The organism is Rhodococcus sp. PSBB066 (assembly GCF_017068255.1).
Lineage (GTDB): Bacteria > Actinomycetota > Actinomycetes > Mycobacteriales > Mycobacteriaceae > Rhodococcus > Rhodococcus aetherivorans.
The window spans coordinates 583,839-609,711 of sequence record NZ_CP070859.1 but is presented as its reverse complement, the minus strand read 5'-3'; the positions used below and the strand labels follow the sequence as shown (position 1 = coordinate 609,711).

The 25,873-nt window shown below is 70.4% G+C and carries 18 protein-coding genes; 14 read left to right on the top strand and 4 right to left on the bottom strand.

What is annotated here, in order from left to right; all coding sequences use genetic code 11:
• Window positions 1-56 precede the first annotated feature (56 nt).
• Both JYA75_RS02825 and JYA75_RS02820 read right to left on the bottom strand, forming a co-directional pair.
• On the bottom strand, window positions 57-1,187 hold the full coding sequence (locus JYA75_RS02825) for a glycosyltransferase (protein ID WP_185713453.1): 1,131 nt from the start codon (window positions 1,185-1,187) through the stop codon (window positions 57-59).
• A gap of 80 nt (window positions 1,188-1,267) precedes the next feature.
• Window positions 1,268-1,747 (bottom strand): DUF2231 domain-containing protein, encoded by a 480-nt coding sequence (locus JYA75_RS02820; RefSeq protein ID WP_161994934.1) that lies wholly within the window; start codon window positions 1,745-1,747, stop codon window positions 1,268-1,270.
• 132 nt (window positions 1,748-1,879) lie between these two features.
• Between JYA75_RS02820 and JYA75_RS02815 the strand changes: the two genes are divergently transcribed.
• The 14 genes from JYA75_RS02815 to JYA75_RS02750 all read left to right on the top strand — a co-directional run bounded on the left by JYA75_RS02815 (window position 1,880) and on the right by JYA75_RS02750 (window position 24,106).
• Window positions 1,880-2,632 carry a MerR family transcriptional regulator gene (locus JYA75_RS02815; RefSeq protein WP_006937156.1) on the top strand — a complete coding sequence of 251 codons (753 nt, stop codon included), beginning with the start codon at window positions 1,880-1,882 and terminating at the stop codon, window positions 2,630-2,632.
• A gap of 73 nt (window positions 2,633-2,705) precedes the next feature.
• Window positions 2,706-3,926: a UDP-galactopyranose mutase gene (gene glf / locus JYA75_RS02810; RefSeq protein WP_006937155.1), complete on the top strand. Its 1,221-nt coding sequence runs from the start codon at window positions 2,706-2,708 to the stop codon at window positions 3,924-3,926.
• Window positions 3,923-5,851 (top strand): glycosyltransferase, encoded by a 1,929-nt coding sequence (locus tag JYA75_RS02805; RefSeq protein ID WP_006937154.1) that lies wholly within the window; start codon window positions 3,923-3,925, stop codon window positions 5,849-5,851. The genes glf and JYA75_RS02805 overlap by 4 nt, the downstream gene beginning before the upstream one ends.
• Window positions 5,835-6,371, top strand: coding sequence for a phosphatase PAP2 family protein (locus JYA75_RS02800; RefSeq protein WP_006937153.1), 537 nt, complete (start codon window positions 5,835-5,837; stop codon window positions 6,369-6,371). The genes JYA75_RS02805 and JYA75_RS02800 overlap by 17 nt, the downstream gene beginning before the upstream one ends.
• Entirely contained in the window at window positions 6,368-7,273 is a 906-nt protein-coding gene (locus JYA75_RS02795; RefSeq protein ID WP_006937150.1) for a decaprenyl-phosphate phosphoribosyltransferase, read from the top strand. Before JYA75_RS02800 ends, JYA75_RS02795 begins: the two co-directional genes overlap by 4 nt.
• 58 nt (window positions 7,274-7,331) lie before the next feature.
• Entirely contained in the window at window positions 7,332-9,209 is a 1,878-nt protein-coding gene (gene zomB, locus JYA75_RS02790) for a flagellar motor control protein ZomB (RefSeq protein WP_044476001.1), read from the top strand.
• Between the two features lie 306 nt (window positions 9,210-9,515).
• Complete coding sequence (locus tag JYA75_RS02785; protein ID WP_029547027.1) at window positions 9,516-10,526, top strand: alpha/beta hydrolase family protein; 1,011 nt, start codon at window positions 9,516-9,518, stop codon at window positions 10,524-10,526.
• A gap of 216 nt (window positions 10,527-10,742) precedes the next feature.
• Window positions 10,743-12,650, top strand: coding sequence for an alpha/beta hydrolase-fold protein (locus JYA75_RS02780; protein ID WP_221776167.1), 1,908 nt, complete (start codon window positions 10,743-10,745; stop codon window positions 12,648-12,650).
• Between the two features lie 152 nt (window positions 12,651-12,802).
• On the top strand, window positions 12,803-13,354 hold the full coding sequence (locus JYA75_RS02775) for a DUF732 domain-containing protein (protein ID WP_185713454.1): 552 nt from the start codon (window positions 12,803-12,805) through the stop codon (window positions 13,352-13,354).
• A gap of 11 nt (window positions 13,355-13,365) precedes the next feature.
• Complete coding sequence (locus JYA75_RS02770) at window positions 13,366-14,328, top strand: cutinase family protein (protein ID WP_043801822.1); 963 nt, start codon at window positions 13,366-13,368, stop codon at window positions 14,326-14,328.
• A gap of 150 nt (window positions 14,329-14,478) precedes the next feature.
• The gene (locus JYA75_RS02765; RefSeq protein WP_029547031.1) at window positions 14,479-15,480 is read left to right on the top strand and encodes an LLM class F420-dependent oxidoreductase; all 1,002 of its coding nucleotides are present in this window, start codon (window positions 14,479-14,481) and stop codon (window positions 15,478-15,480) included.
• A gap of 169 nt (window positions 15,481-15,649) precedes the next feature.
• Window positions 15,650-17,539 carry a long-chain-fatty-acid--AMP ligase FadD32 gene (fadD32, locus tag JYA75_RS02760; protein WP_006941930.1) on the top strand — a complete coding sequence of 630 codons (1,890 nt, stop codon included), beginning with the start codon at window positions 15,650-15,652 and terminating at the stop codon, window positions 17,537-17,539.
• A gap of 50 nt (window positions 17,540-17,589) precedes the next feature.
• Window positions 17,590-22,554, top strand: a complete 4,965-nt coding sequence (gene pks13 / locus JYA75_RS02755; protein WP_185713550.1) for a polyketide synthase Pks13 — start codon at window positions 17,590-17,592, stop codon at window positions 22,552-22,554.
• Window positions 22,555-22,561: 7 nt separating this feature from the next.
• Entirely contained in the window at window positions 22,562-24,106 is a 1,545-nt protein-coding gene (locus JYA75_RS02750; RefSeq protein ID WP_006941932.1) for an acyl-CoA carboxylase subunit beta, read from the top strand.
• A 96-nt stretch (window positions 24,107-24,202) separates the two neighbouring features.
• Here the strand turns inward: JYA75_RS02750 and JYA75_RS02745 are convergent, their stop codons facing one another.
• On the bottom strand, window positions 24,203-25,159 hold the full coding sequence (locus JYA75_RS02745) for a hypothetical protein (protein WP_185713455.1): 957 nt from the start codon (window positions 25,157-25,159) through the stop codon (window positions 24,203-24,205).
• A gap of 165 nt (window positions 25,160-25,324) precedes the next feature.
• Window positions 25,325-25,765, bottom strand: coding sequence for a hypothetical protein (locus JYA75_RS02740; protein ID WP_006933304.1), 441 nt, complete (start codon window positions 25,763-25,765; stop codon window positions 25,325-25,327).
• Window positions 25,766-25,873 lie beyond the last annotated feature (108 nt).

The following is a 25,873-nucleotide window of genomic DNA, read 5'->3' as shown; positions in this document are numbered from 1 at the left end:
CGCCGCCGGCGTGTGGACGGGTGGGGCTGCGCTGGCGGCGATCTCGTCCGGCCGGCCTACCGCAGGGTTCCGGCCGGGTGCCCGGGGTCGCCGAGGACCGCGAGCATCCTGTCCACCGACGTCGCCCACCCGAACTGCTCGGCACGACGTCGCGCCGAGCGGCGCAGGAAAAGGTCGGGGGCGCCCAGCAATTCGTCGATCGCGTCGGCGAAGGCCGCGTCGCGGTCGGCGGACAGTACCCCGCACTGGGGGGTGAGGATCTCGGTGAGCGCCGACGACCGCGACGCCACCACCGGGGTGCCGGCGGCCAGCGATTCGAGCGCCGACAGGCAGAACGTCTCGTGCGGTCCCGGGGCCAGCGAGACGTCGGCGGTGGCGAACAGCGCGGCCAGCCGATCGGGGTCGCCGATGAATCCGGTGAACGTCACCGGGAGCCCTTTCGCCTTGTGCTCCAGGGCGTGACGTCGCGGCCCGTCGCCGGCGACGACCAGGTGGACGTCGTGCCCGCGCCGGTGCAGCAGGCGCGCCGCGTCGATGCTGCGCTCCGCCTTCTTCTCGACGGACAGCCGGCCGCAGTGCAGCAGCAGCCGGGACGAGTCCGGTAGGAGCCGCTCGCGCAGGCGGCGGTCGTGGCGGGCGGGGTGGAAGCGGTCCAGGTCCACGCCGAGCGGCACCCGCACCAGATTCGGCGTGCCGATGCGGGTGAACTCCGTGCTCGCGAATTCCGTCGTGCACACCACCGTGTCGTAGTCGGTGGCCATCCGCCGGTTGGCCAGGTCGGCGGCCCGCCGGGCGACCGGCGCCGGCAGCACCTGGCCGAGGAGGCGGTCGAGCCGCTCGTGGGAGACGACGACGCTGCGCACGTCGCGCCGGCGCGCCCACCGGCCGAATCCGCGCAGCGTCAGCCGGTCCGACACCTCCACCGCGTCGGGCCGCAGGCCGCGCAGCACGTCCGCGACGCGCCGCGGGTCGGCCACCCGGTACCCGCCGGTCCACGGGACGACCGGTGCCAGCACGGTGATCCGCAGGACCCCGTTGCCGAGCAGTTCCTCGCCGCGACGGGGTCCGGGCACGATCAGCGCGACGTCGTGCCCCCGAGCGGTGTACCCGCCGCCCCACTGGTGCAGCGCGGTGCGCAGGCCGCCCGACCGGGGGCCGTAGAAGTTGGCGAGCTGAACGATGCGCACCGTTCTCATTGAGCCGGGACGCGGCGACGGGTGCGGCAACGGCGCCGGGCGCCGCGGTGAACGCGCGTCGAATCTCTCCGTCAGTCGGCCGTCGCGGGGGGCACGCGGCCGGTCCACACGGCCTCGGCGCCGGACTCGCCGACCCGGACGGTCTGCACCGTCGCGCCCACCGCGGCGACGACGGCCAGCACCGCCGCGACGACCGTCAGGGCTCGTCGCCCGCCGCCGTCGCCGCGGCCGCGCAGCATGTGCGCCCCCGCGAGCAGCGCCGTCGCGGCGAACAACAGCGCGACGACGAGGGTCATGGTCTCGCCGAGTTCCTCATGGGCCTCGATCAGCGGGGTGTCGCCCAGGGCGCCGGCGAGCTGCTCGCCGGTCTCGGCGGTGAGCGGCGTCAGCACCAGCGCCGCGGCCGCCAGCACCACGACCGGCCACAGGAGGTGCCGGCGCGCGGCCGGCCACAGCGCGCACAGGATCAGCCCCGTCGACACCAGAGGCACCAGCACGACGACCGCGTGCACGAGCAGCGGGTGAGCGGGCAGTCCGCCGATCAGCGTCATACCGTTTCTCCTTCCGGCCGGAGCGTCCAGGGAAACCGTAGGCGCCGATCCGGACGAACGGGATCCGAACGGGCTTGACGTTGACGCGACGTCAAGACGCATCCTGGGCGTGCCCGACGAGAGAGGCCCGCGATGAAAGGCGAATGGTCCATCCAGGAACTGGCCCGCGCGGCCGGCGTCACCAGCCGCACCCTGCGGCACTACGGCGACGTGGGCGTGCTCGAGCCCAGCCGCACCGGCCCGGGCGGCATGCGGTTCTACGACGCCGACGCCCTGGTCCGGCTGCAGCGCATCCTGCTGCTGCGCGACCTCGGCCTGGGACTGCCGGCCGTCGCCGAGGTGCTCGACGGCCATCGCGACGCCACCGCGGCGCTGCGCGTGCATCTGGAACTGCTCGAGCACGAGCAGCGGCGGCTGGCCCGGCAGATCGAGTCGGTGCGCACCACCATCCGCAGAACCGAGAGAGGAGAGGAACTGATGGCGAACGAAGTGTTCGACGGATTCGACCACACGCAGTACCGCGACGAGGTGATCGAACGCTGGGGCCAGGACGCCTACGACAGCAGTGACCGCTGGTGGCGTGGCATGAGCGAGGCCGAGCGCGACGACTGGAAGTCCGTCGCGGCCCGCCTGGGCGCGGACTGGACGGCCGCCGCGGCCGCCGGTCTCGATCCGGCCGGCCCGGAGGGGCAGGACCTGGCCCGTCGCCACGTCGCGTGGCTCGGCAGCATCCCCGGTACCCCGGGCCACGGGGAGGAGCCGAACCGGGAGTACGTCCTGGGGCTGGCAGAGATGTACGTCGCGGACGAGCGCTTCGCCGCGAACTACGGCGGCCCGGCGGGTGCGGAATTCGTCCGGTCCGCCCTGCGGGCCCACCTGGCCTGACCCGTGCGCGTTTCCGGTCGCTCCCGCTACCGGAAACGCGCACGGCCCCACGGGTCGCCTACCCTGGTCTTCCGTGACTGCTGCACCCTCGCCCCAGCCTGCCACCCGTGAGTACGACCTGATCGTCGTCGGCTCCGGGTTCTTCGGACTGACGATCGCCGAGCGTGCCGCCACGCAACTCGGCAAACGCGTTCTCGTCGTCGAGCGCCGCCACCACCTCGGCGGCAACGCCTACTCGGAGCCCGAGCCCGAGACGGGCATCGAGATCCACAAGTACGGCGCCCACCTGTTCCACACCTCCAACAAGCGGGTGTGGGACTACGTGAACCAGTTCACCGACTTCACGAACTACCAGCACCGCGTGTTCGCGATGCACAAGGGCCAGGCCTACCAGTTCCCGATGGGTCTCGGGCTGGTGTCCCAGTTCTTCGGCCGGTACTTCAGCCCCGAGGAGGCGCGTGCCCTGATCAAGGAGCAGGCCGCCGAGATCGACACCGCGGAGGCGCAGAACCTCGAGGAGAAGGCCATCTCCCTGATCGGCCGGCCGCTCTACGAGGCGTTCGTGCGCGACTACACCGCCAAGCAGTGGCAGACCGACCCGAAGGAACTGCCCGCCGGCAACATCACCCGCCTGCCGGTCCGCTACACCTTCGACAACCGGTACTTCAACGACACCTACGAGGGCCTGCCCGTCGACGGCTACACCGCGTGGCTCGAGAACATGGCGAAGGACGAGAAGATCGAGGTGCGGCTCGACACCGACTGGTTCGAGGTGCGCGACGAGATCCGCGCCGCGAGCCCCGGCGCCCCCGTCGTCTACACCGGGCCGCTCGACCGCTACTTCGACTACGCCGAGGGCCGCCTCGGCTGGCGCACCCTCGACTTCGAGACCGAGGTGCTGCCCACCGGCGACTTCCAGGGAACCCCGGTGATGAACTACAACGACGCCGACGTGCCCTACACCCGCATCCACGAGTTCCGGCACTTCCACCCCGAGCGGGACGGCTACCCCACGGACAAGACGGTGATCATGCGCGAGTACTCGCGCTTCGCCGGCAACGACGACGAGCCGTACTACCCGATCAACACCCCGGAGGACCGGGCCACGCTCTCGGCCTACCGGGAGCGGGCCAAGCGGGAGGCCGCGGAGAACAAGGTGCTGTTCGGCGGCCGGCTCGGCACCTACCAGTACCTCGACATGCACATGGCCATCGCGAGCGCGCTGAGCATGTTCGACAACGCCCTCCTCCCGTACTTCGAGTCGGGCACGCCGCTGGCGGGGGACGCCTCGTGAGCGCCCGGCACCAGCTGGCCGAGCCCGTCGCGCCGGAATCCGAACTGCTCGGCAGGGCACTGCTGCAGCGGGTGATCCTGCCGCGCCCGGGTGAACCGCTCGACGTGCGCACCCTCTACCTGGAGGAATCGCCGACCAACGCACGGCGCGCGCACGCCGTCGGCCGGACGTCGCTGAACATCGGCGCCGAGTCCGAAGTGTCGATGTGCACCTACTTCAACGCCTTCCCGGCGAGCTACTGGCGACGGTGGAGCACGCTCACCTCCGTGGTGCTGCGGCTCGAGCTCACCGGCCACGGCCGGGCCGACGTGTACCGCTCGAAGGCCGACGCGAGCCGCATCCACGTCGAGGGCCGCGAGTTCTCCGGCGGCGCCCCCGCCGGGGACGACGCCGCGACGGTCGAGTTCGAGATCGATCTCGGCCCGTTCGAGGACGGTGGCTGGATCTGGTTCGACATCACCACCGACTCGGACGTCACGCTGCGCTCGGCGGGCTGGTACGCGCCGGTCGAGGCACCCGGCGAGGCGTCCGTCGCCGTGGGCATCCCCACCTTCAACCGCCCCACGGACTGCGTGAAGGCCCTCGTCGCCCTCGCCTCCGATCCGCTGGTCCTCGACGTCGTGGACGCCGTGATCATCCCGGACCAGGGCACCCGGAAGGTTCGCGACGAGCCCGGTTTCACCGCGGCGGCGGCCGCGCTCGGCGACCGGCTCGCCATCCACGACCAGGGCAACCTCGGCGGTTCGGGCGGCTACAGCCGCATCATGTACGAGGCGCTGAAGACCACCGACTGCCCGTACATCCTGTTCATGGACGACGACATCGAGCTGGAACCGGACTCGGTCCTGCGCGCGCTGGCGCTGTCCCGGTTCGCCAAGAGCCCGATGCTCGTCGGCGGCCAGATGCTCAACCTGCAGGAACGCAGCCACCTGCACACGATGGGCGAGGTGATCAACCGCGCCGACTTCATGTGGACGGCCGCGCCGAACGTCGAGTACGACCACGACTTCTCCACCAAGCCGCTGCGCGACCGCGAGCAGTCTCGTCTGCTGCACCGGCGCATCGACGTCGACTACAACGGCTGGTGGATGTGCATGATCCCGCGGCAGGTGGCCGAGGAGATCGGTCAGCCGCTGCCGCTGTTCATCAAGTGGGACGACGCCGAGTACGGGCTGCGGGCCCGCGCCGCCGGCTACCCGACCGTCACCATGCCGGGCGTCGCGATCTGGCACATGGCGTGGAGCGACAAGGACGACGCCATCGACTGGCAGGCGTACTTCCACCTGCGCAACCGCCTCGTCGTGGCGGCCCTGCACATGCCGGGCGACGGACGCGGCCTGGTGCTCGACACCGTCAAGGCCACGCTCAAGCACCTGCTGTGCCTCGAGTACTCGACGGTGGCGATCCAGAACAAGGCGATCGAGGACTTCCTCGCCGGCCCGGACCGCCTGTTCGAACTGCTGCCCACCGCGCTCGGGGAGGTGCACGCGCTGCGCAAGCGGTTCTCCGACGCCGTGGTGCTGCCGTCGTCGACCGAGCTGCCGCTGCCGTCCGGCGCCGAGGTCGGGGCGGTCGGCGAGCCGCGCGGGGCGGTGCGCAAGATGGTGCGGCTCGCCAAGGGCCTGGTGCACAACGTGCGGCCGGCGCATCCAGAACACCACCAGCGTCCGCAGCTGAACGTGCCGACCCTCGACGCCCGCTGGTTCCTGCTGTCGCAGGTGGACGGTGTGACCGTGACCACCGCGGACGGGCGCGGCGTCGTCTACCGTAAGCGCGACCCTCGGCAGGCACAGGCTCTGCTGTCCGAGGCCGTGCGGCTGCGCCGCGAGCTGGCACGCAGGTTCCCCGAGTTGAAGAACGAGTACCAGGCCGCGGTTCCCGCCCTGACGAGCAAGGAGGAGTGGGAGCGTGTCTTCGAGTCGTGAATGGCCGACCACCGAGGCGGAGATCCAGGTGCTGCAGGCCGTGCAGGCCACGGTCGGCTCCCGGCCGGGAGCGATCGCCGCGGCCCGTGGGCTGTCGCACTTCGGTGAGCACGCCCTCGGCTGGGCGGTGATCGGCGGCGTCGGCGCACTGGTCGACCGCCCGCGCCGGCGGCGGTGGGCCGGGGTCGCGGTCGGCGCCGTGGGCGCCCACGCTGCGTCCATCGTGGTCAAGCGGGTCGTGCGGCGTCCCCGGCCCGTGGATCCGACCATCCGGGTCAACGTGTCGACCCCGAGCCGGCTCAGCTTCCCGTCCTCGCACGCCACCTCGACGACGGCCGCTGCCGTGCTGCTCGGTCGGCTGACCGGGCTACCCTTACCGGCGGTGTTGGTCCCGCCGATGTTGCTGTCCCGCCTCGTGCTCGGCGTCCACTATCCGACGGACGTGCTGGCGGGCGCCGCGCTCGGCGCCGCGTCCGCCGCGGCCGTCGTGCGGGCCGAGAAGAAGTTTGGAGAGAGATGAGCGAGGAACCGGTAGCCGTCGCGGCGCCTCCGAAGAATCTGGCCGAGGGCATCGTCAAGGCGGTTCGCCCCCGGCAGTGGGTGAAGAACGTGCTGGTGCTGGCCGCGCCCCTCGCGGCCGGCTCGGCGACCGAGCTGGACGTCCTGATCCCGGTCGCCCTGGCCTTCGTGGTGTTCTGCATGGCCGCGTCGGGCATCTACCTGGTCAACGACGCGATGGACGTCGAGGCCGACCGCGCCCATCCCACGAAGCGGTTCCGCCCGATCGCCGCCGGCGTGCTGCCGGTGAACCTGGCCTACGGCATGGCGGTGGTGCTGCTCGTCGGCTCGATCGGCCTGTCGTTCCTGGCGAACTGGCAGCTCGCGGTGGTGATGGCGGTGTACATCACCGTCCAGCTGGCCTACTGCTTCGGGCTCAAGCACCAGCCGGTGCTGGACATCGCCATCGTCTCCTCCGGGTTCCTCATCCGGGCGATCGCCGGTGGCGTGGCCGCGGAGATCCTGCTGTCGCAGTGGTTCCTGCTGATCATGGCCTTCGGCTCGCTGTTCATGGCGGCCGGCAAGCGGTACGCGGAGCTGCGGCTCGCGGAGCGGACCGGCGCGAAGATCCGCAAGTCGCTCGAGTACTACACGGGCACCTACCTGCGGTTCGTGTGGACGCTGTCGGCGACGGCGGTCGTCATCTGTTACGGCCTGTGGGCGTTCGAGCGCGACCAGGCCAACGACACCAACTGGTTCGCGATCTCGATGATTCCGTTCGTGATCGCGATCCTGCGGTACGCGGTCGACGTGGACGGCGGGGAGGCCGGCGAACCGGAGGAGATCGCCCTGAAGGACCGGGTGCTGCAACTCCTCGCGCTGGCCTGGATCGGGGCGGTCGGCGGTGCTGTCTACCTCTTCTGACCTCGACGAGGATCTCGGCGCCCCGGCCCGCCGGCCCCGGCCGGCGGGCCGGGGCGGCATGCGGCCGTGGGTGCCGACCGCGGTGTTCTCCGGCGGAGTCGCGCTGACGGCCCTGCTGATGTTCTGGGGCGCGTGGGAGCGTCGCTGGATCGCCGACGACGGCCTGATCGTGCTGCGCACCGTGCGCAACCTGCTGGCCGGCAACGGCCCGGTGTTCAACGCCGGCGACCGGGTCGAGGCGAACACGTCGACCCTGTGGACGTATCTCGTGTACGCGGCGGGCCGGCTCAGCGGGGTGCGGCTCGAGTACGTGGTGCTTGCCACGGCGCTCGTGCTGTCGACCGCGGCGGTGGTGCTGGCGATGCTCGGCACTGGCCGGCTGTACCGGGGGCGGCTGCGGGGCAGTGGTGCCACGTTCCTGCTGGTGCCCGCCGGCATGTTCGTCTACATCGCGGTGCCCCCGGCCCGGGACTTCGCCACCTCCGGACTCGAGAGCGGGCTGGTGATCTGCTGGATCGCCCTGCTGTGGCTGCTGCTCGTGCGGTGGGCGACGGTGCCGGGGTTGCCGTCGACCCCGTCGGTGCTGGCGACGGCGTTCGTCGCCGGTCTCGGGCCGCTCGTGCGCCCCGAACTGGCGCTTCTCGCTCTTCCGGCCCTGCTCATGCTGTTCCTCGCGGCCGGACTCACGTGGCGGGTGCGGGTCGCCGTGGTGGCGGTGGCCGGTGCCGTGCCGGTGGGCTATCAGATCTGGCGGATGGGCTACTACGGTCTGCCCTATCCGAACACGGCGGTGGCCAAGGACGCGGGCGGGGCGAAGTGGGCGCAGGGCTTCGAGTACCTCGGGAACCTGGTGAGCCCGTACCTGCTGTGGCTGCCGCTGCTGCTCCTGCTGCTCGGTGCCGCGCTCGCGTGGCGGTACCGGGGACCCCGCGAACAGGACGCGCCGAAACGTGAATTCCGTCACAGGGACGGGTCCTTTCCGGCGCGCGCACAGCGCGCGCTGCGCACCCCCGCGGCCGTGGTCGTCTTCATGCTCGGCGCCGCATTGTTGCTCACGCTGTACGCCCTTCGCGTCGGCGGCGACTTCATGCACGGCCGGGTGTTGCTGCCGCCGTTGTTCTGTCTGCTCATTCCCGTCGCCGTGATTCCGTTGCGGGTTCCGCAGCGGGCCGAGATCGGCCGCACTCGCGCGACGGCCGTCGCGGGGGCGGCGGGGGTGCTGTGGCTCGGTGTGGTGGTGTGGTCGGCGATCGCTGCGAACACCACCGGCATGCCCGAGGGTGCGGTGGTGGGCCGCTCCGGGATCGTCGACGAGCGGGCGTTCTACGCCCTCAACACGGGCCACCTGCATCCCGTCCGGGCCGAGGACTACCTCGACTACCCGCGCATGCGGGCGATGGTCGAGGCGATCTCCAACACCCCCGACGGCGGGCTGCTGCTGCCGACACCGTCGTTCGACGCATGGGACGTCGTGCCGCCGCCGGGGCCGGTGCCGCCGGGCGGAGCCGGCCACACGGTCTACTTCCTCAACCTCGGCATGACCAGCATGAACGTCGGGCTCGACGTGCAGGTGCTCGACCAGATGGGGCTGGCGTACCCGCTGGCGGCGCACACCGAGCGGCTCGAGGACGGGCGCATCGGGCACGACAAGCTGCTCTACCCCGACTGGGTCGTCGCCGACACGGGAATGGTGGACGTGCACCCGTGGCTGCCGGCCTATCTGGACGAGGACTGGGTGGCGCAGGCGCAGGTGGCGCTGACGTGCCCGCAGACGCAGGAACTGCTCGCGTCCTCCCGCGCGGAACTGACGTGGCCACTGTTCAAGCGGAATTTCCGCAACGCGTTCGACTATGCGGACTACCGCTTCGACCGGGTGCCGAAATACGAGATCCAGCGCTGCGGCCTCGCGCTTCCGCCCCCGCGCGACGGGGGCTGACGCGGTCGTCCGGCCCGCGAATTACATCGATGTCGTTTTCGCCCCGGTGGGCCCGTGCGGTCCGCCGGGCGTATCTCGGTATGATCACAGTCGATAACGGATGTGTAACGCATCGGGGGTGCAGGCCGATATCGAAGCCGACACACGGTTCGTTGACCTGGGTTACCGGGGGTTTGTCAGAGCTCACGGTGTCCTTTACAGTCTTGACCGCAGTGTGACTTGTGACGGCCCGCTCGGTCGTCGCCGCCGGTATCCGACGGGGGACGCGCACGCGGACGCCGCAGATCGAGAAAGAGAGCATTGTTCATGCGTTTTGTCCCGAGGTTGTCGCAGCGCCTCCGCAGGCGCGTGCTCGGCGTGGGTGCCGCAGCCCTCGTTCTGCCGGTTGCCGCCGGCGTCGCCGGAAGCACCGCCGCGCTCGCCGCTCCCGCAGCCGCCGCCCCGATCTCGCATCGGGCACCGGCCGGCGGTTTCGAGGAAGTCTTCGTCGACTCCGACATGGGTCCGATCAAGGTGCAGATCCAGTGGGCCGCCCGCGGCGGTGACGCGGCGCTGTACCTGCTCGACGGCCTGCGTGCCCGCGACGACGCGAACGCCTGGAGCTTCGAGACCAACGCCCGCGACCAGTTCGCCAACGACAACGTCACCCTGGTGATGCCGGTCGGCGGCCAGTCGAGCTTCTACACGGACTGGTACGCGCCCAGCAATCTCAACGGCCAGGACGTCACCTACAAGTGGGAGACGTTCCTGACGGAGAAGCTGCCGGACTACCTCGCCACCCGCGGCGTCTCGCGCAGCAACAACGGCATCCTCGGCCTCTCGATGGGCGGCAGCGCCGCGCTGACCCTGGCGGCCTACCACCGCGACCAGTTCAAGTTCGCCTCGTCGCTCTCCGGCTACCTGAACCTGTCGGCCCCGGGCATGCGTGAGGCCATCCGCGTCGCGATGCTCGACGCCGGCCGCTTCAACGTCGACTCGATGTGGGGCCCGCCGTGGAGCCCGGCGTGGCTGCGCAACGACCCGTTCGTGTTCGCGCCGAAGCTCGCCGGCCTGTCGATGTACATCTCGGCCGCCAGCGGCCTGCCCGGCCAGCACGACACCCCGCAGGGCCTGGTCGGTGTCTACAACACGGCCAACGCCATGGGCCTCGAGGCGCTCGCGCTCGCCCAGACCCGCGCCTTCCAGATCAAGCTGGCCACCCTCGGCATCCAGGCCCGCTTCGACTTCCCGGCGCGCGGCACGCACTCCTGGAAGTACTGGGAAGAGGAGCTGTGGAAGGCTCGCCCCCAGATCCTCGAGGCACTGAACGCCTACTGATCGCGCCGAACTCCCCGGCGCACACTGACGGTACGCATGCCGCCCCACGACCCGCGAGGGACGAGGGGCGGCATGCGCCGTTTCGCGGATCGTTGACAAAAACCACACCCGTCACAGCGCGGCGCCCCCACCCGGCGCCCGTTCACGTGTAGAAACAGTCTTCGAGACGCGGGGCCCGGTCGCCCGCCGACGCCCCAGCAACGCAGAAAGTGAGCGATGCCGATGCGAACAGTGCTTGGCGGACGTCGAACGGTGCGCGCCCAGCAGCCGGCGCCGCGTGCCCGTCGGGGGCGGCGGGTCCTCGGGGCGGTCGCCGCCGCGCTCGTCGCGCCCCTCGTCGCCGGAACTCTCGCGGCCGGGGCCGCGTATGCGGAGCCGGTGGACCGCAGCGAGCCGACCGCCGTGCAGGCCCCGGCCGGGGTCACGGTGCAGCGCGTCGACTGGCTGACCGACCGGCGCGTGGCCCTGTGGGTGAACTCGCCGGCCATGGGCACCCCCATTCAGGTGCAGCTGCTGCTCGCCCGGGACTGGAACATCGAACCCGAGGCGCGGTTCCCCGCCGTCTACATGCTCGACGGCCTGCGCGCCCGCGACGACGAGAGCGGCTGGACGATCGAGACGGACGCCGAGGCCTTCTTCGCGGACAAGAACGTCAACGTGGTGCTGCCGGTGGGCGGGCAGTCCAGCTTCTACGCCGACTGGATGGACCAGAACAACGGGCGCAACTACCAGTGGGAGACGTTCCTGACCAAGGAGCTCCCGCCGATCCTCGAGGGCAACTGGCGCACCACGAAGGACCGCGGCGTCGTCGGCCTGTCGATGGGCGGCACCGCTGCGATGTTCCTGCCCGCGCGCAACCCCGGCTTCTTCAAGTTCGCGGGGTCGCTCTCCGGCATCCTCACCACCACCACCCTGGGCATGCCGCAGGCCATCCAGTACGCGATGCAGGACGCCGGCGGCTTCGATTCGTCGGCCATGTGGGGTACCCCCGGCGGCGAGCAGTGGGCCGCCCACGATCCGTACCTGCTGGCGGACAAGCTCGAGGGCGTGAGCCTGTACGTCTCCAGTGGCAGCGGCAGCACCGGCCCGTACGACCAGCCGTCGGGTATCCCGGGCGTGAGCACGAACTACGCCGGCATGGGCCTCGAGATCCTGTCGCGGCTCACCTCGCAGGCGTTCGCCACCAAGCTCAACAAGATCGGCATCCCTGCGCAGGTGGTCTACCGGCCGTCGGGCACCCACTCGTGGCCGTACTGGGAGTTCGAGCTGCACCAGCTGTGGCCGCAGCTGGCCAACGCCCTCGGAGTGGAGGTCACGAAGCCGAACTGCAGCGCCGCCGGCGCGATCGGCGACGCAGCGGCCGCCGGTCCCTGGATCGGCGACTGCCTCACGCCGGAGTACGCCGTCGCGGGCGGGCGCGTCCAGGACTTCCGCTTCGGCCGGATCTTCTCCTCCACCGACGGCGGGGCCCGCCCGGTGGCGGGTGCGATCGGCGGGGCCTACCAGGCCGCGGGCGGCCCGGGGGGCCCGCTCGGCTACCCGACCACGGAGGAACGCGGCACCCCCGACGGCCGCGGCCGGTTCAACCACTTCCAGCAGGGCTCGATCTACTGGACCCCGCAGACCGGGGCGCACGCCGTGCGCGGCGCCATCCGCGACGAGTGGGCGCGGCAGGGCTGGGAGGGCGGCCCGCTGGGCTACCCGGTGGCCGACGAGGTCGCCACCCCCGGCAAGCCCGGCGTGGTGCAGGGCTTCGAGATCGGCGCCCTCTACTGGAGCGAGCCGTTCGGGGCCCACGCCGTACAGGGCATGATCATGGGCAAGTACGCCGAGCTCGGCTACGAGAACGGCTGGCTCGGGTTCCCGAAGACCAGCGAGATCCCCGTCAAGGACGGTGGCCGGTTCAACGAGTTCGAGGGCGGCAACATCTACTGGAGCCCGCTGAGCGGGGCGTGGTCGGTCCGCACCGGGCCGGTCTTCGACGCGTGGAAGAGCGCCGGTTACGAGAACGGTCGCCTCGGCTTCCCCGTCGGGGACGAGTTCCCCATCCCCGGCGGTGTCCAGCAGAACTTCCAGGGCGGATTCGTCACGGTCGTCGACAACGTGGCCACCGTCCGCCCCTAGGATCGGCCCTCGCACACCCGGTGCCGCCACGGCGGCCCCGCGACCACCGGATCGGGCGGTGACCGCGACCCATGGGTCCGGTCACCGCCCGATCCTCATCTGTAGCCTGGGCACTGCCCATTTCCGACGATTGGATGCGAGGACACCACCACATGCCTGCACGGACCCGTTCGAGCCTGACCCGCGTCCTGGGCGCCGGCGCCGCGGCGCTCGCCGCCGCCGCCCTCCTGGGCGCCTGCGGTAGCGACGATTCCACGGCGACGAGCACCCCGTCGACGTCCGTGTCGGCGACCACCTCGACATCCGCCGCGGAGACCACCTCCGGCGAAGCGACCACCACAGCCCCCGGCGGCACGGCCACCACGAGCCCGGGCGAGGCCGCCACCGCGCCGCCGGCGCAGCCGGAGACCGAGCCCGGATTCCCGGGCCCGACCGAGGTGCCGGTGGACGACCGCGGCCAGGCGTTCCTGGACGGGCTCCGGAAGCAGGGCGTGGAGCCGGCCGCGGACGGCAGCATCGCGATCAACACCGCCAACTACATCTGCGCCGCGACCGCCCAGGGCAGCTCGCCCGAGGAGATCAAGACGATCGTGACCGCATCGGTGGGCAGCGAGGCCGCGGCCGCCGGCAAGGAGATCTCCGAGGCCGACGCCGCGACGACCGCCGACGTCTACATCACCGTCGCACGCGACACCTTCTGCTAGGAGCGGCAATGATGACGGCCCGAGCGAAGCAACGACGCCGGAGGCGGGGAATCCTCGTCCTCGGGATCCTGGTCGTCCTGGCGGCCGTGCTCGCGCTCTGGTACATCCTCGCGGGCCGGCTCCCGGTGCCCGGGCCGCCGGGGCCCCTCGGGCCCGAGAAGCCGGAGGCGCAGCCCGCATCGTGCCCGGACGTCCAGGTGGTGGCGGTACCGGGCACGTGGGAGTCGGCGGCCTGGGACGATCCGTACAACCCGACGTTCAATCCGCTGTCGCTGATGCTGAACGTCACGCGTCCGCTGCAGGAGCGCTTCGACGCGCAGCGTGCCGACGTGTACACCGTTCCGTACGTCGCCCAGTTCTCGAATCCGGTGGCGCTCCCGCCGGACGGGCAGCAGTCCTACAACAACAGCCGCACCGCCGGCACCGCGGCGACGGAGGACATCCTCGCGCGCCGCTTCGCCGAGTGCCCGCTGACCAACTACGTCCTGACCGGCTTCTCGCAGGGTGCGGTCATCGCGGGCGACGTCGCGGCGCGCATCGGCGCCGGTGACGGGCCGGTTCCGGCGGATCGGGTGCTCGGCGTGGCGCTCATCGCCGACGGCCGTCGCGACCCGGGCACGGCCGAGACGATCGGCCCGCCCGTCGCGGGCGTCGGCGCCGAGCTGTCCCTGGACGGACTGCGGCTGCCGGGGATCACCATGACCGGCGCGCGGCCCGGCGGGTTCGGGGAGCTCGAGGACAAGGTGGTGGACATCTGTGCACCGACGGACGGCATCTGCGACGCGCCGCCGAACGCGCTGAACCCCGGCAACTGGCTCGCCAGCGCGCCGCGGTTGCTCGAGTACGCGAACAACCCCGTGCACGCCCTGTACAACTCGTTCGTCGTGGACGATTCGGGTACGACGGCGACGCAGTGGGTGGCGAACTGGGCGATCGAGAAGATCGAGGAGGCGCCGAAACCACCGGAGGAGTGATCCCTCCCCGTTGTTACCGGCCGGTAGTGTCGGGGATCACCACCCGATACAATCGTTCCTCGGTCGGCGCTTAGACTCGACCTTCGGTCCTGACCCGGGAAGCTCTCCGGGTCGGTGACGCGCGACCACCGCCACACGAGAAGAGGTTCGATGAGCGCCACCGACGGCTCGGCCGCCACGCAACCGCGGAAGTTTCGTTTCGCCGCGGGTGGCGAGGGCAACGCCGAGGAGGGCGGCGCCCGGCGCTTCGTCAAGCTGGCGCAGAAGGCCGAGGAGCTCGGCTACGACAGCTTCATGATCCCGGACCACCTGGGCAACCAGGTCGGACCCATCGCCGCGCTCGGTGCGCTCGCCGTCGCCACCGACAAGATCCGCCTCGGCACCGCCGTCCTCGCGAACGGCTTCCGCCATCCCGCGATCCTGGCCAAGGACGCCGCGACCGTCGACGTCCTCTCGGGCGGCCGGCTCGAACTCGGGATCGGCGCGGGATGGATGAAGGAGGAGTTCGACAAGGCGGGCATCGCCTACGAGCGCCCCGGCGTCCGGATCGAGAAGCTCGAGGAGACGCTGCAGATCCTGGACGTGCTCCTGCGCGGCCAGGAGTGCAATTTCGAGGGCAAGCACTACCGCATCGACGGCCTCAAGGGCAGCCCGCGGCCGCGCCAGGGCCCGCGACCGCCCATCGCGGTCGGCGGCGGGGGACCGAAGATGCTCGCGCTGGCGGCGAAGTACGCCGACATCATCTCGGTGGCCACTCCCACGAACCGCGACGGCCGGTTGTTGCTGTCGGGGATCACGATGGACAAGACTGTGGAGCGGGTGGACGTGATCCGTCGCGCGGCGGGGGATCGGTTCGATGACATCGAGCTGAACTGGACCATCACGATGATTCTCGTCACGGACGATCGCGAGCAGACCGCCGAGATGGCGCTGGCCGCCCTCGACCAGGGATTCCCCCCGAACATCGAGGTGGACGTCAAGCTCACGGTGGACGAGATCCTCGAATCGCCATATCTCGCAATCGGTTCCTACGAGGAGATCGCCGAGCAGATCCGCAACGTGCGGGCGAAGACCGGGATGTCCTACGTGGGGGTCTTCCCCACCCAGATGGAGGCGTTCGCACCGGTGATTCCGCTGTTGGCGGGAGAATGACCGATGCGGATCTGTAACATAATCGTGATTTCGGATCGATGGACAGATTCGTGAGATGCACGGCCGGATGCTGTTGAGCTGTACAGGTACGACGATCCGCTAGCGCGAAGACAAGTGCGGGGCGCAACCATGTCGAGTGGTTGTGGGATCGCTTCGACAGGGAGAAGGAATGAGCGTCGGGTTCGAAGAGTTCATCGATGAGAACGGACAGATCGTGTTGCCCGAGGGCAACACTCTGCTCGACCACCTCGAGCAGCATTTCGCCGAGAACGGCGACGATCTTGCGTACCGTTACATCGATTACTCGCGGGAACGTGACGGCGAGGTCCACGAGCTGACCTGGCAGCAGTTCGGGGTGCGCCTGCGCGCGATCGCGGCCCGGCTGCAGCAGGTCACCAAGCCCGGTGACCGCGTCGCGATCCTCGCCCCGCAGGGCCTGGACTACGTCGTCTCCTTCTTCGCGGCCATCTATGCCGGCACCATCGCCGTCCCGCTGTTCGACCCCGACGAGCCCGGCCACACCGACCGGCTGCACGCCGTGCTCGGCGACTGCACGCCCAGCGCCATCCTCACCGCCACCTCCTCGGCGGCCGGGGTCCGGCAGTTCTTCCGGCCGCTGCCCGCGGCGGAGCGGCCCCGCATCATCGCGGTCGACGCGATCCCCGACACCGTCGCCGGCTCGTGGACGCGGCCCCACATCGGCACCGACGACATCGCCTACCTGCAGTACACCTCCGGATCGACGCGCGTGCCCGCGGGCGTGGAGATCACCCACCGCGGTGTGCTCACCAACTGCATCCAGATGGCCGACTCCATCGAACTCAACGAGGGTTCGCGCGGCGTGACGTGGCTGCCGCTGTTCCACGACATGGGCCTGCTCACCGTCATCCTGCCGGCGATCGGTGGCAAGTACATCACCATCATGAGCCCGCGCGCCTTCGTGCAGCGGCCGGGCCGGTGGATCAAGGAACTCGCCGCCGTCTCCGACGGGGCCGGCACGTTCGCCGCCGCGCCGAACTTCGCGTTCGAGCACGCCGCCGCGCGGGGCCTGCCCAAGCCGGGCGAGACCCTCGACCTGAGCAACGTGATCGGCCTGATCAACGGCAGCGAGCCGGTGACCACGTCCTCGATGCGCAAGTTCAACGACGCGTTCGCGCCGTACGGCCTGCCGAAGACCGCGATCAAGCCGTCGTACGGCATGGCCGAGGCGACGCTGTTCGTCTCGTCCACGCGGCACACCGACGAGGCCCGGGTCATCTACGTCGACCGTCACGAGCTCAACGCCGGCCGCATCGTCAAGGTCGACAAGGAGGCGCCGAACGCCATCGCGCAGGTCTCCTGCGGTTACGTCGCGCGCAGCCAGTGGGCCGCGATCGTCGACGCGGAGACCGCCACCGAGGTGCCGGACGGGCACGTCGGCGAGATCTGGCTGCACGGCGAGAACATCGGCATCGGGTACTGGGGGCGCACCCAGGAGACCGACGAGACCTTCCACAACAAGCTCGTCGACCGCCTGCCCGCGAGCAGCCACGCCGAGGGCACGCCCGCGGACGCCCACTGGCTGCGCACCGGCGACTACGGCGTGTACGTCGACGGCGAGCTGTACATCACCGGCCGCGTCAAGGACCTGGTGATCGTGGACGGCCGCAACCACTACCCGCAGGACCTGGAGTTCTCGGCGCAGGAGGCCAGCTCCGCGCTGCGTCCCGGCTTCGTCGCCGCCTTCGCCGTGCCGGCCAACCAGCTGCCGCAGGTGGTGTTCGAGAATTCGCACTCGGGTCTGCAGTTCGATCCCGACGACGCCTCGGAGCAGCTGGTCATCGTCGCCGAGCGGGCGCCCGGCGCGGGCAAGGCGGATCCGCAACCCGTCGCGGACACCGTTCGCGCGGCGATCTCGGCACGGCACGGGGTGACCGCGCGCGACGTGCTGCTCGTGCCTGCCGGGTCGATCCCGCGCACGTCGAGTGGCAAGATCGCGCGGCGCGCCTGCAAGGCCGCCTACATCGAGGGAACCCTGCGCGGTGGTTACACCCAGCAGGCATTCCCCGATAGCGTATAAAAATTGTTCTCTTTCCCGGGTAGCGTGGTGGGTTGATGGCTGACACTGAAATGACCGTCGCGCAGCTGCGCGAGTGGCTGCGGAACTGGATCGCCGAGGCTACCGGGCAACCGGTGGCGCAGATCTCCGACGATCGCCCGATGGAGGAGTTCGGCCTCTCGTCCCGCGACGCCGTGGCGCTCAGCGGCGAGGTCGAGGAACTGCTCGGCGTCACCCTCACCGCCACGATCGCCTACCAGCACCCCACCATCGCGTCGCTGGCCACGCGCATCATCGAGGGCGAACCCGAGCTTCCGGAGGGCGACGACAGCGCCTTCTACGCCGCCGGTCCGGCCGGCAGGACGCACGATGTCGCGATCGTCGGTCTCGCCGCCCGGCTGCCCGGGCACGTGAGCACCCCCGCGGAGATGTGGGAGCTGCTCGCCCAGGGCCGCGACGGCATCACCGACCTCCCCGAGGGCCGCTGGTCCGAATTCGCCGACGATCCGCAGATCTCGTCGGCCATCGCCGCAGCCAACACCCGCGGCGGCTACCTCGACGACGTCAAGGGCTTCGACGCCGAGTTCTTCGCGATGTCGCCGCGCGAGGTCGAGATGGTCGACCCGCAGCAGCGCCTCGCCCTCGAACTCACCTGGGAGGCGCTCGAGCACGCCCACATCCCGGCCAGCGACCTCAAGGGCCGCCCGGTCGGTGTGTTCATCGGCAGCTCCGCCAACGACTACCAGCTCCTCGCGGTGAGCGACCCGTCCGCCGCACACCCGTACGCCCTGACCGGCACGGCCACGTCGATCGTGGCCAACCGGGTCTCGTACTTCTTCGACTTCCGTGGCCCGTCCGTCGCCCTGGACACCGCATGCTCGTCGTCGCTCGTGGCCGTGCACCAGGCGGTGCGCGCCCTGCGCGACGGCGACGCCGACGTGGCGCTGGCCGGTGGCGTGAACATGCTCGTCGCGCCCGCCGCGACCCTCGGCTTCGACCAGCTCGGTGTGCAGGCCCCCGACGGCCGCATCAAGGCGTTCTCGGCCGACGCCGACGGCATGGTCCGCGCCGAGGGCGGCGGCCTCGTCGTGCTCAAGCGGCTCGAGGACGCCGAACGCGACGGCGACACCGTGCTCGCCGTCATCGCCGGTTCCGCCGTCAACCAGGACGGCCGCTCCAACGGCCTGGCGGCCCCGAACCCGGAGGCCCAGGTCGACGTGCTGCGCCGCGCCTACCGGGACGCGCGCATCCTGCCGTCCGGCGTCGACTACATCGAGGCCCACGGCACCGGAACCGTGCTCGGCGACCCGATCGAGGCGGACGCCCTCGGCCGCGTCGTCGGCCGCGGCCGCGACGCCGACAAGCCGGTGCTGCTGGGCTCGGCGAAGACCAACTTCGGCCACCTCGAGGCGGCCGCCGGCGCGGCGGGCCTGATCAAGGTGGTCCTCGCCATGCAGGAGAACCACCTGCCGGCGACGCTGAACTACACCGCGCCGAACCCGTACATCCCGTTCGAGCAGGCCCGCCTGAAGGTCATCCCCGAGGGCGCCGAGTGGCCGCGCTACACCGGCAAGGCGATCGCCGGCGTCTCCGGCTTCGGCTTCGGCGGCACCAACGCGCACGTCGTGGTCCGCGAGTACACCGGACCCGAAACGGACGCGGAGTCGAGCGAACGTATCGTTCCGTCGGCTGAAGGAGCTGAAGGGCACATTCGCTCGGAGCAGGGCGAGGAACACCCGGTGCTGCTCGCGGTGTCCGCGGCGATGCCGTCGCGTCGTCGCCGGGCCGCCGCCGACCTCGCCGACTGGCTCGAGACCGAGGCCGGCAGCACCACGCCGCTCGCCGACATCGCTCGCACCCTTTCCCGCCGCAACCACGGCCGCTCACGCGCCGTCGTGATCGCGAAGACGCGCGCCGAGGCCATCGCCGGGCTGCGCGCCGTCGCCGCCGGCAAGCCCGCGCAGGGCGTGTTCTCCGCCGACGCCCCCGCCGCCAACGGGCCGGTGTGGGTGCTGTCCGGTTTCGGCTCGCAGCACCGCAAGATGGCCAAGCAGCTGTACCTCGAGAACCCGGTGTTCGCCGCGGCCGTCGACGAGATCGACGAGCTGATCGAGGACGAGGCCGGCTACTCCATGAAGGAGAAGTTCCTCGACGACGGCCAGGACTACGACGTCGAGACCTCGCAGGTCGGCATCTTCACCATCCAGGTCGCCCTCGCGAAGCTGCTGCGCCACCACGGCGCCGAGCCGTCCGCCGTCGTCGGCCACTCCATGGGCGAGGCCGCGGCCGCGTACATCTCCGGCGGTCTGTCGCTCGAGGACTCCGTCCGCGTCATCTGCGCCCGCTCCCGCCTGATGGGCGAGGCCGAGGCGCTGCTCGAGGGCGACGACATCCGGCTCATGGCGCTCGTCGAGTACAGCGCCGCGGAGATCGAGCTGGTCCTCACCGACTACCCGCACCTCGAGGTCTGCGTCTACGCCGCGCCGACGCACACCGTCATCGGCGGCCCGCAGGACGAGGTCAACGCGATCGTCGCCCGGGCGGAGTCGGAGGAGAAGCTCGCCCGCGTCCTGCAGACCAAGGGCGCGAGCCACACCTCGCAGGTGGATCCGCTGCTCGGCGAGCTCGCCGCCGAACTCGCCGGCATCGAGCCGCACAAGCCGAAGGTCGACGTGTACTCGTCGGTCGACCAGGACACCCACTACCGCGCCGGCCACGACCCCATCCACCAGGTCGAGTACTGGACCAAGGGCCTGCGGCACAGCGTGTACTTCACCAACGCGGTCAAGCTCGCCGTCACCGACGGGCACACCACGTTCGTCGAGCTGGCACCCAACCCCGTCGCGCTGATGTCCGTGGCCGCGACGGCGTACGCCGCCGGCGTGATCGACACCCAGCTGATCCAGACCCTCAAGCGCAAGGAGGACGAGCCGCTCGGCGTGCTCACCGCCCTCGCCCAGCTGTACGTGCACGGACACGCCGTGGACCTGCGCAGCCTGCTTCCGGCCGGCGAGTACGCGGACCTGCCGCGGACGGTGTTCCTGCGCAAGCCGTTCTGGCTCGAGACCCGCATCGGGACCGGCGGCAACGCCCGCGTGCCCGGCGCGCACGTCGCGCTGCCCGACGGCCGGCACGTGTGGGAGGTGCGCGCCGACGCCGTCACCGACCTGGGCGAGCTCGTCGTCGCCGCCGCGTCGCAGACGCTCGCCGACGTCACCCTCACCGCGTCCGTCCCGCACGGCGACGTCCCCACCAGCGGCACCCTCACCACCACCCTGACCCGGCACCCCGGCGGCGCGTCGCTGCACGTGCACGGGCGCGATGCGGCGAGCGGCGAGTTCCGGTTGCTGTTCGACGCGGTCGTGGCCTCCGGCGAAGCGCTGCCCGCGCCCGCCGCGGCGCCCGCGCCGGCCGAGCGGTCCAGCGGGCCGGTCGAGACGCTTCCCGAGGTGGTCGAGACCTTCGGCGACAAGTGGAACCCGGCCGGGTCGCAGACCCTCGAGGATCGGCTGGCGCTGATCGTCGCCGAGTCGATGGGCTACGCGCCCGAGGACCTGCCCGTCGAGATCCCGCTGATCGAACTGGGTCTGGACTCGCTCATGGCGGTGCGGATCAAGAACCGCGTCGAGTACGAGTTCGACATCCCGCAGCTGCAGCTCGCCGCGGTGAAGGACGCCAGCCTGCGCGACGTCGCGAAGTACCTGCGGTACGCCGTGGAGAACCGCGAGGAGGTCGCCGCCCTCGCCGCACAGCAGGCCGCCGACCGCGAAACCGCCGAGCGGGAGGACACGACGCTCGAGCTGCCTCCGATCTCGGCCGTGGAGGACACCGGGGTGGTGCACGAGGCGGAGGCGATCCTCGAAGCAGCCGAGGCCGCTGAAGCCGCGGAGGCCGGTGCGAGCACCGAAGCCGACAAGGCCACCGACGTGACCGACCGGCAGGCGGTTGCGGAGGCATCCGGCACCGACGTGCCCCCGCGCGACGCGGCCGAGCGACTCACGTTCGCGACCTGGGCCGTGATCACCGGACAGTCCGCGAAGGGCATCTTCAACACCCTGCCGATCCTCGACGACGAGACGGCCGAGCGCCTCGCGGCCCGGCTGACCGAGCGGGCGAACGGCGAGATCACCGTCGACGACGTGCTCGACGCCGAGACCATCGAGCAGCTCGCCGAGAGCGTGCGCCGGCACCTGGAGTCCGCCGACCGCATCGACGGGCTCGTCCGTACGCTGCGCCCGCGCCCCGAGGGGTCGGACGCCGTCCCGGTGTTCGTGTTCCACCCGGCCGGCGGTTCCACCGTCGTGTACGAACCGCTGCTGCGCCGGCTGCCCGAGGGCACCCCGATGTACGGCTTCGAACGCACCGAGGGCCCGATCGAGAAGCGCGCCCAGGAATATCTGCCGCAGATCAAGGAGATCCAGGGCGACGGTCCGTACGTGCTGTACGGCTGGTCGCTGGGCGGTGTGCTCGCCTACGCGGTCGCCAAGCTGCTGCGCGCGGAGGGCAAGGACGTGCGGCTCGTCGGCCTCATCGACACGGTCATGGCCGGGGAGAAGGTCGAGGACACCCCGGAGGAGATCACCAAGCGCTGGCAGCGGTACGCGAGGTTCGCGAAGAAGACGTACGGGGTCGACGCACCGCTGCCGTACGACAAGCTCGCCGCGACGGACGACGAGGGCCAGGTGCGCATCCTCATGGACCTGCTCAGGATGAGCGGTACCAGGATCCCCGGCGGCATCATCGAGCACCAGCGCACGTCGTGGCTGGACAACCGGGCCATCCAGACCGCGAAGCTCGAGCCGTACGACGGCGACGTGGTGCTGTACATGGCGGACCGCTACCACGACGACGCCATCGAACTCGAGCCCGCGTTCGGAACCCGGCAGCCCGACGGCGGCTGGGGCGAGGCGGTCCGTAATCTGGAGGTCATCCATGTCGGCGGCGACCACCTCCAGGTGGTCGACGAGCCGTACATCGGGAAGGTGGGGGCCGACCTGACACGCAAGCTGGCCGACATCGAGGCCACGAGGAGCTGATCGAGTAGTGACCACGACGACGGCCGGGAAGCTGGCCGAGCTGCGCAAGAATCTCGCGATCGCGAAGGAACCGGCCGGGGAGGCCGCGCTCGCCAAGCGCGCCGCCAAGGGCATCCCCAGTGCCCGGCAGCGCATCGACATGCTGCTCGACCCGGGCAGCTTCGTCGAGATCGGTGCGCTGATGAAGACGCCCGGCCGCGACGACGCCCTCTACGGTGACGGTGTCGTCGTCGGTCACGGCACCGTCGAGGGCCGGCCCGTCGCGGTCTTCTCGCACGACCAGACCGTATTCGGCGGCAGCGTCGGCGAGATGTTCGGCCGCAAGGTCGCCGCGATCCTCGACTTCGCGCTGAAGATCGGCTGCCCCGTCGTCGGCATCAACGACTCCGGCGGCGCCCGCGTGCAGGACGCCGTGACGTCGCTGGCGTGGTACGCCGAACTGGGCAAGCGGCACGAGCCGCTGTCCGGTCTGTGCCCGCAGGTGTCGATCATCCTCGGCAAGTGCGCCGGCGGCGCCGTGTACGCCCCCATCAACACCGACGTGGTCATCGCCACCGAGGAGGCGTACATGTTCGTCACCGGACCGGACGTCATCAAGTCCGTCACCGGTGAGGACGTCAGCCTCGAGGAACTCGGCAGCGCCCGCAAGCAGGCCGAGTACGGCAACGTGCACCACGTCGCGCCGGACGAGAAGGCCGCGTTCGAGTGGGCCCGCAAGTACCTGAGCTACATGCCGTCGAACGCGCAGGAGAAGCCCCCGATCGTCAACCCGGGGCTCGAGCCGGAGATCACGCAGGACGATCTCGAGCTCGACACGTTCATGCCCGACGCCGACAACTCCGGCTACGACATGCACGACATCCTGCTCAAGATTTTCGACGACGGCGACTTCTTCGAGATCCGCTCGCAGGTCGCGCCGAACATCATCACCGGATTCGCCCGCGTCGACGGCCGGCCCGTCGGTGTCGTCGCCAACCAGCCGCTGTACCTGTCGGGGGCGCTCGACGCCGCCAGCTCGGACAAGGCCGCCCACTTCGTGCGGGTGTGCGACGCGTACGACATTCCGCTCGTGTTCGTCGTCGACACCCCGGGCTTCCTGCCGGGTGTGGAGCAGGAGAAGATCGGCGTCATCAAGCGCGGCGGCCGGTTCCTGTTCTCGTTCGTCGAGGCGTCGGTACCGAAGGTGACCGTGGTGGTGCGCAAGTCCTACGGCGGTGGCTACGCGGTGATGGGGTCGAAGCAGCTCGGCGCCGACGTGAACTTCGCCTGGCCCACCGCCCGGATCGCGGTGATGGGTGCCGAGAGTGCCGTCGCGGTGATCGGTCGCCGCCAGATCGAGGCCGCCGGTGACAACGCTCCCGCGGTGCGCCAGCAGCTGATCAACTTCTACAACGAGCACATCGCGACGCCGTACATCGCCGCCGAGCGCGGCTACATCGACGCGGTGATCGAGCCGCACACCACGCGCCTCGAGATCCGCAAGGCGCTGACGTTGCTGCGCGACAAGACGGTGTTCAAGAACCCGCGCAAGCACCACCTGCTTCCGCTCTAGTTCGTAACACCCGAATTCTGTTCGGGTGGGCCGAATGTCACATGCATGCAATGGAAATGAATGCATGTGACATTCGGCCCACAGCGGTGTCCGGGGTCAGTCCGCGCGTGACCGCACCGGGGGACGTGGGCGCTGTGTGCCCTGGTGGTAGGCGGCCTCCAGGTCCGCGAGCACCGTGGCCGGGTCGTCGCGGATCTGCCTCGGTAGGTGCGACACCACGATGATGCCGTTGCGCTGCATCGCGGCCCGTCGGACGAGCGTCGCCTCGTGCGCCTTCGGTGAGAAGTGGTATTTCAGCGAATCGATCTCCCATGCCACTGCGACCGAATCGAGCCACCCGTCGGGGCGAGCGATCCACGTACCGTCGTCGGTCTCGACGTCGACGTTGTGGGCCATGGGTGGCAACCCGCTCGTCGCGTACAGCTTCTGTGCTGCGATCTCGGCCACGGAATGCGCGTCGTGCGAGAGCTCTCGAACTACGGTGCGCGGCACGGCGCTACCGCGGCAGCTGCCGGCGCGCAGTTCGTGTGCCAGGTCGTCGACGGTCACGTCTCCGCGCTGAATCCCCGACGCCAGCAGGGCACGGCACGGATCGAGCTGCGACATTCTGCGTGCCGCATCGAGCAGACAGCGGTCCACCGGAGCAATTCTCAGCGTGCCTTTGATGATGGGTTCGGGTATCCGCCAGCTCCGCTCGACGGCGACGAACGAGAAGTTGCGTCGATGCTGGGTATGCGGAATGAGTAGCAGCACCTCACTTTTCGTCGCCGAGTTGGTGTAGCCGTGTATCCCGAGCGCGGCATGACCTGAGATCAGCGCCGAATCGCCGCCGTACAGCAGCGCGGCCGTGTTGCGCTGCAACACGGACAGCGGCCCGTTGTGCAGCGCCACCACGCCCGGCAGGACGCGCTGCCACGGACCACCCTTACGGCATCGGCCGGCGATCGTGCCGCCGGCGACGCCGTGCCTCAACAGCGTTGCCGTCCGGATGACGCCGTTGGTGCTCAGTGCGAACAGCTCTTCGGGATCGTCTCCCCATGTCCCCCGTTTCATGGCTACAGCCTGCAGGGGGATCGTGTCCTACGAAAGACCGTCTTGTCGGCCTGTGGATAACCTTGTGGTGGCCGAATGTCACATGAGTTCAATGTAAGTGACGGTATGTGACATTCGGCCGGGAGACGTGAAGGCGCATGCGGGGGTATTGCGTGCGGGAGTGGGTCAGGGAACGACCCAGCTGCCCGACGCCGAGACCCAGGTCGTGCCGTCCGGGACGGTCACCGTCGCCCGCACCCGTCCGGGGCCGGTCTCGGCTCGACCGCTGAGGACCTGCTCCTCGCCGATCTCGGGGAAGTCCGGTAGTTCGTTCACGCCCGTCGTGCCCGTGTCCTCGTTCACCCACGTGACGAGGCAGAAGCACTTGACGCTCCCACCGAAGTGCGTGACGCCGGGCGTGTTGACGTTGGTGTAGACATTCACGTAGTCGTGGACGAGCGCCTCGGTGGGAGCGGCGGATCCGGTTCCCACGCCGGTCGATCCGACGACCGGTCCCAACGTCGCTGCGTGAACGGTCTGCGCCGATGCGGCCGGCGCGTTCAGCAGCGCCAGGACCACAGCGGATGCGGCCACGGCGGTGGTCCGGGCGGCGAACTTCCTCGACATTCAGGTCCTTTCGTTGCCGGCCGTGCCCGCCGGCCGGATGTCACGTTCGGTCGATCGAAGCGAACATATGTGACATTCGGCCGGAAGGCACGCGCGGCACGCGGACGG

Coding starts and splice junctions, on each gene's coding strand:
- JYA75_RS02820 (WP_161994934.1), bottom strand. CDS start 1,747: ATGACGCTGATCGGCGGACTGCCCGCTCACCCGCTGCTCGTGCACGCG.
- JYA75_RS02815 (WP_006937156.1), top strand. CDS start 1,880: ATGAAAGGCGAATGGTCCATCCAGGAACTGGCCCGCGCGGCCGGCGTC.
- JYA75_RS02795 (WP_006937150.1), top strand. CDS start 6,368: ATGAGCGAGGAACCGGTAGCCGTCGCGGCGCCTCCGAAGAATCTGGCC.
- zomB (WP_044476001.1), top strand. CDS start 7,332: ATGCGGCCGTGGGTGCCGACCGCGGTGTTCTCCGGCGGAGTCGCGCTG.
- JYA75_RS02785 (WP_029547027.1), top strand. CDS start 9,516: ATGCGTTTTGTCCCGAGGTTGTCGCAGCGCCTCCGCAGGCGCGTGCTC.
- JYA75_RS02780 (WP_221776167.1), top strand. CDS start 10,743: ATGCCGATGCGAACAGTGCTTGGCGGACGTCGAACGGTGCGCGCCCAG.
- JYA75_RS02775 (WP_185713454.1), top strand. CDS start 12,803: ATGCCTGCACGGACCCGTTCGAGCCTGACCCGCGTCCTGGGCGCCGGC.
- JYA75_RS02770 (WP_043801822.1), top strand. CDS start 13,366: ATGACGGCCCGAGCGAAGCAACGACGCCGGAGGCGGGGAATCCTCGTC.
- JYA75_RS02765 (WP_029547031.1), top strand. CDS start 14,479: ATGAGCGCCACCGACGGCTCGGCCGCCACGCAACCGCGGAAGTTTCGT.
- fadD32 (WP_006941930.1), top strand. CDS start 15,650: ATGAGCGTCGGGTTCGAAGAGTTCATCGATGAGAACGGACAGATCGTG.
- pks13 (WP_185713550.1), top strand. CDS start 17,590: ATGACCGTCGCGCAGCTGCGCGAGTGGCTGCGGAACTGGATCGCCGAG.
- JYA75_RS02745 (WP_185713455.1), bottom strand. CDS start 25,159: ATGAAACGGGGGACATGGGGAGACGATCCCGAAGAGCTGTTCGCACTG.
- JYA75_RS02740 (WP_006933304.1), bottom strand. CDS start 25,765: ATGTCGAGGAAGTTCGCCGCCCGGACCACCGCCGTGGCCGCATCCGCT.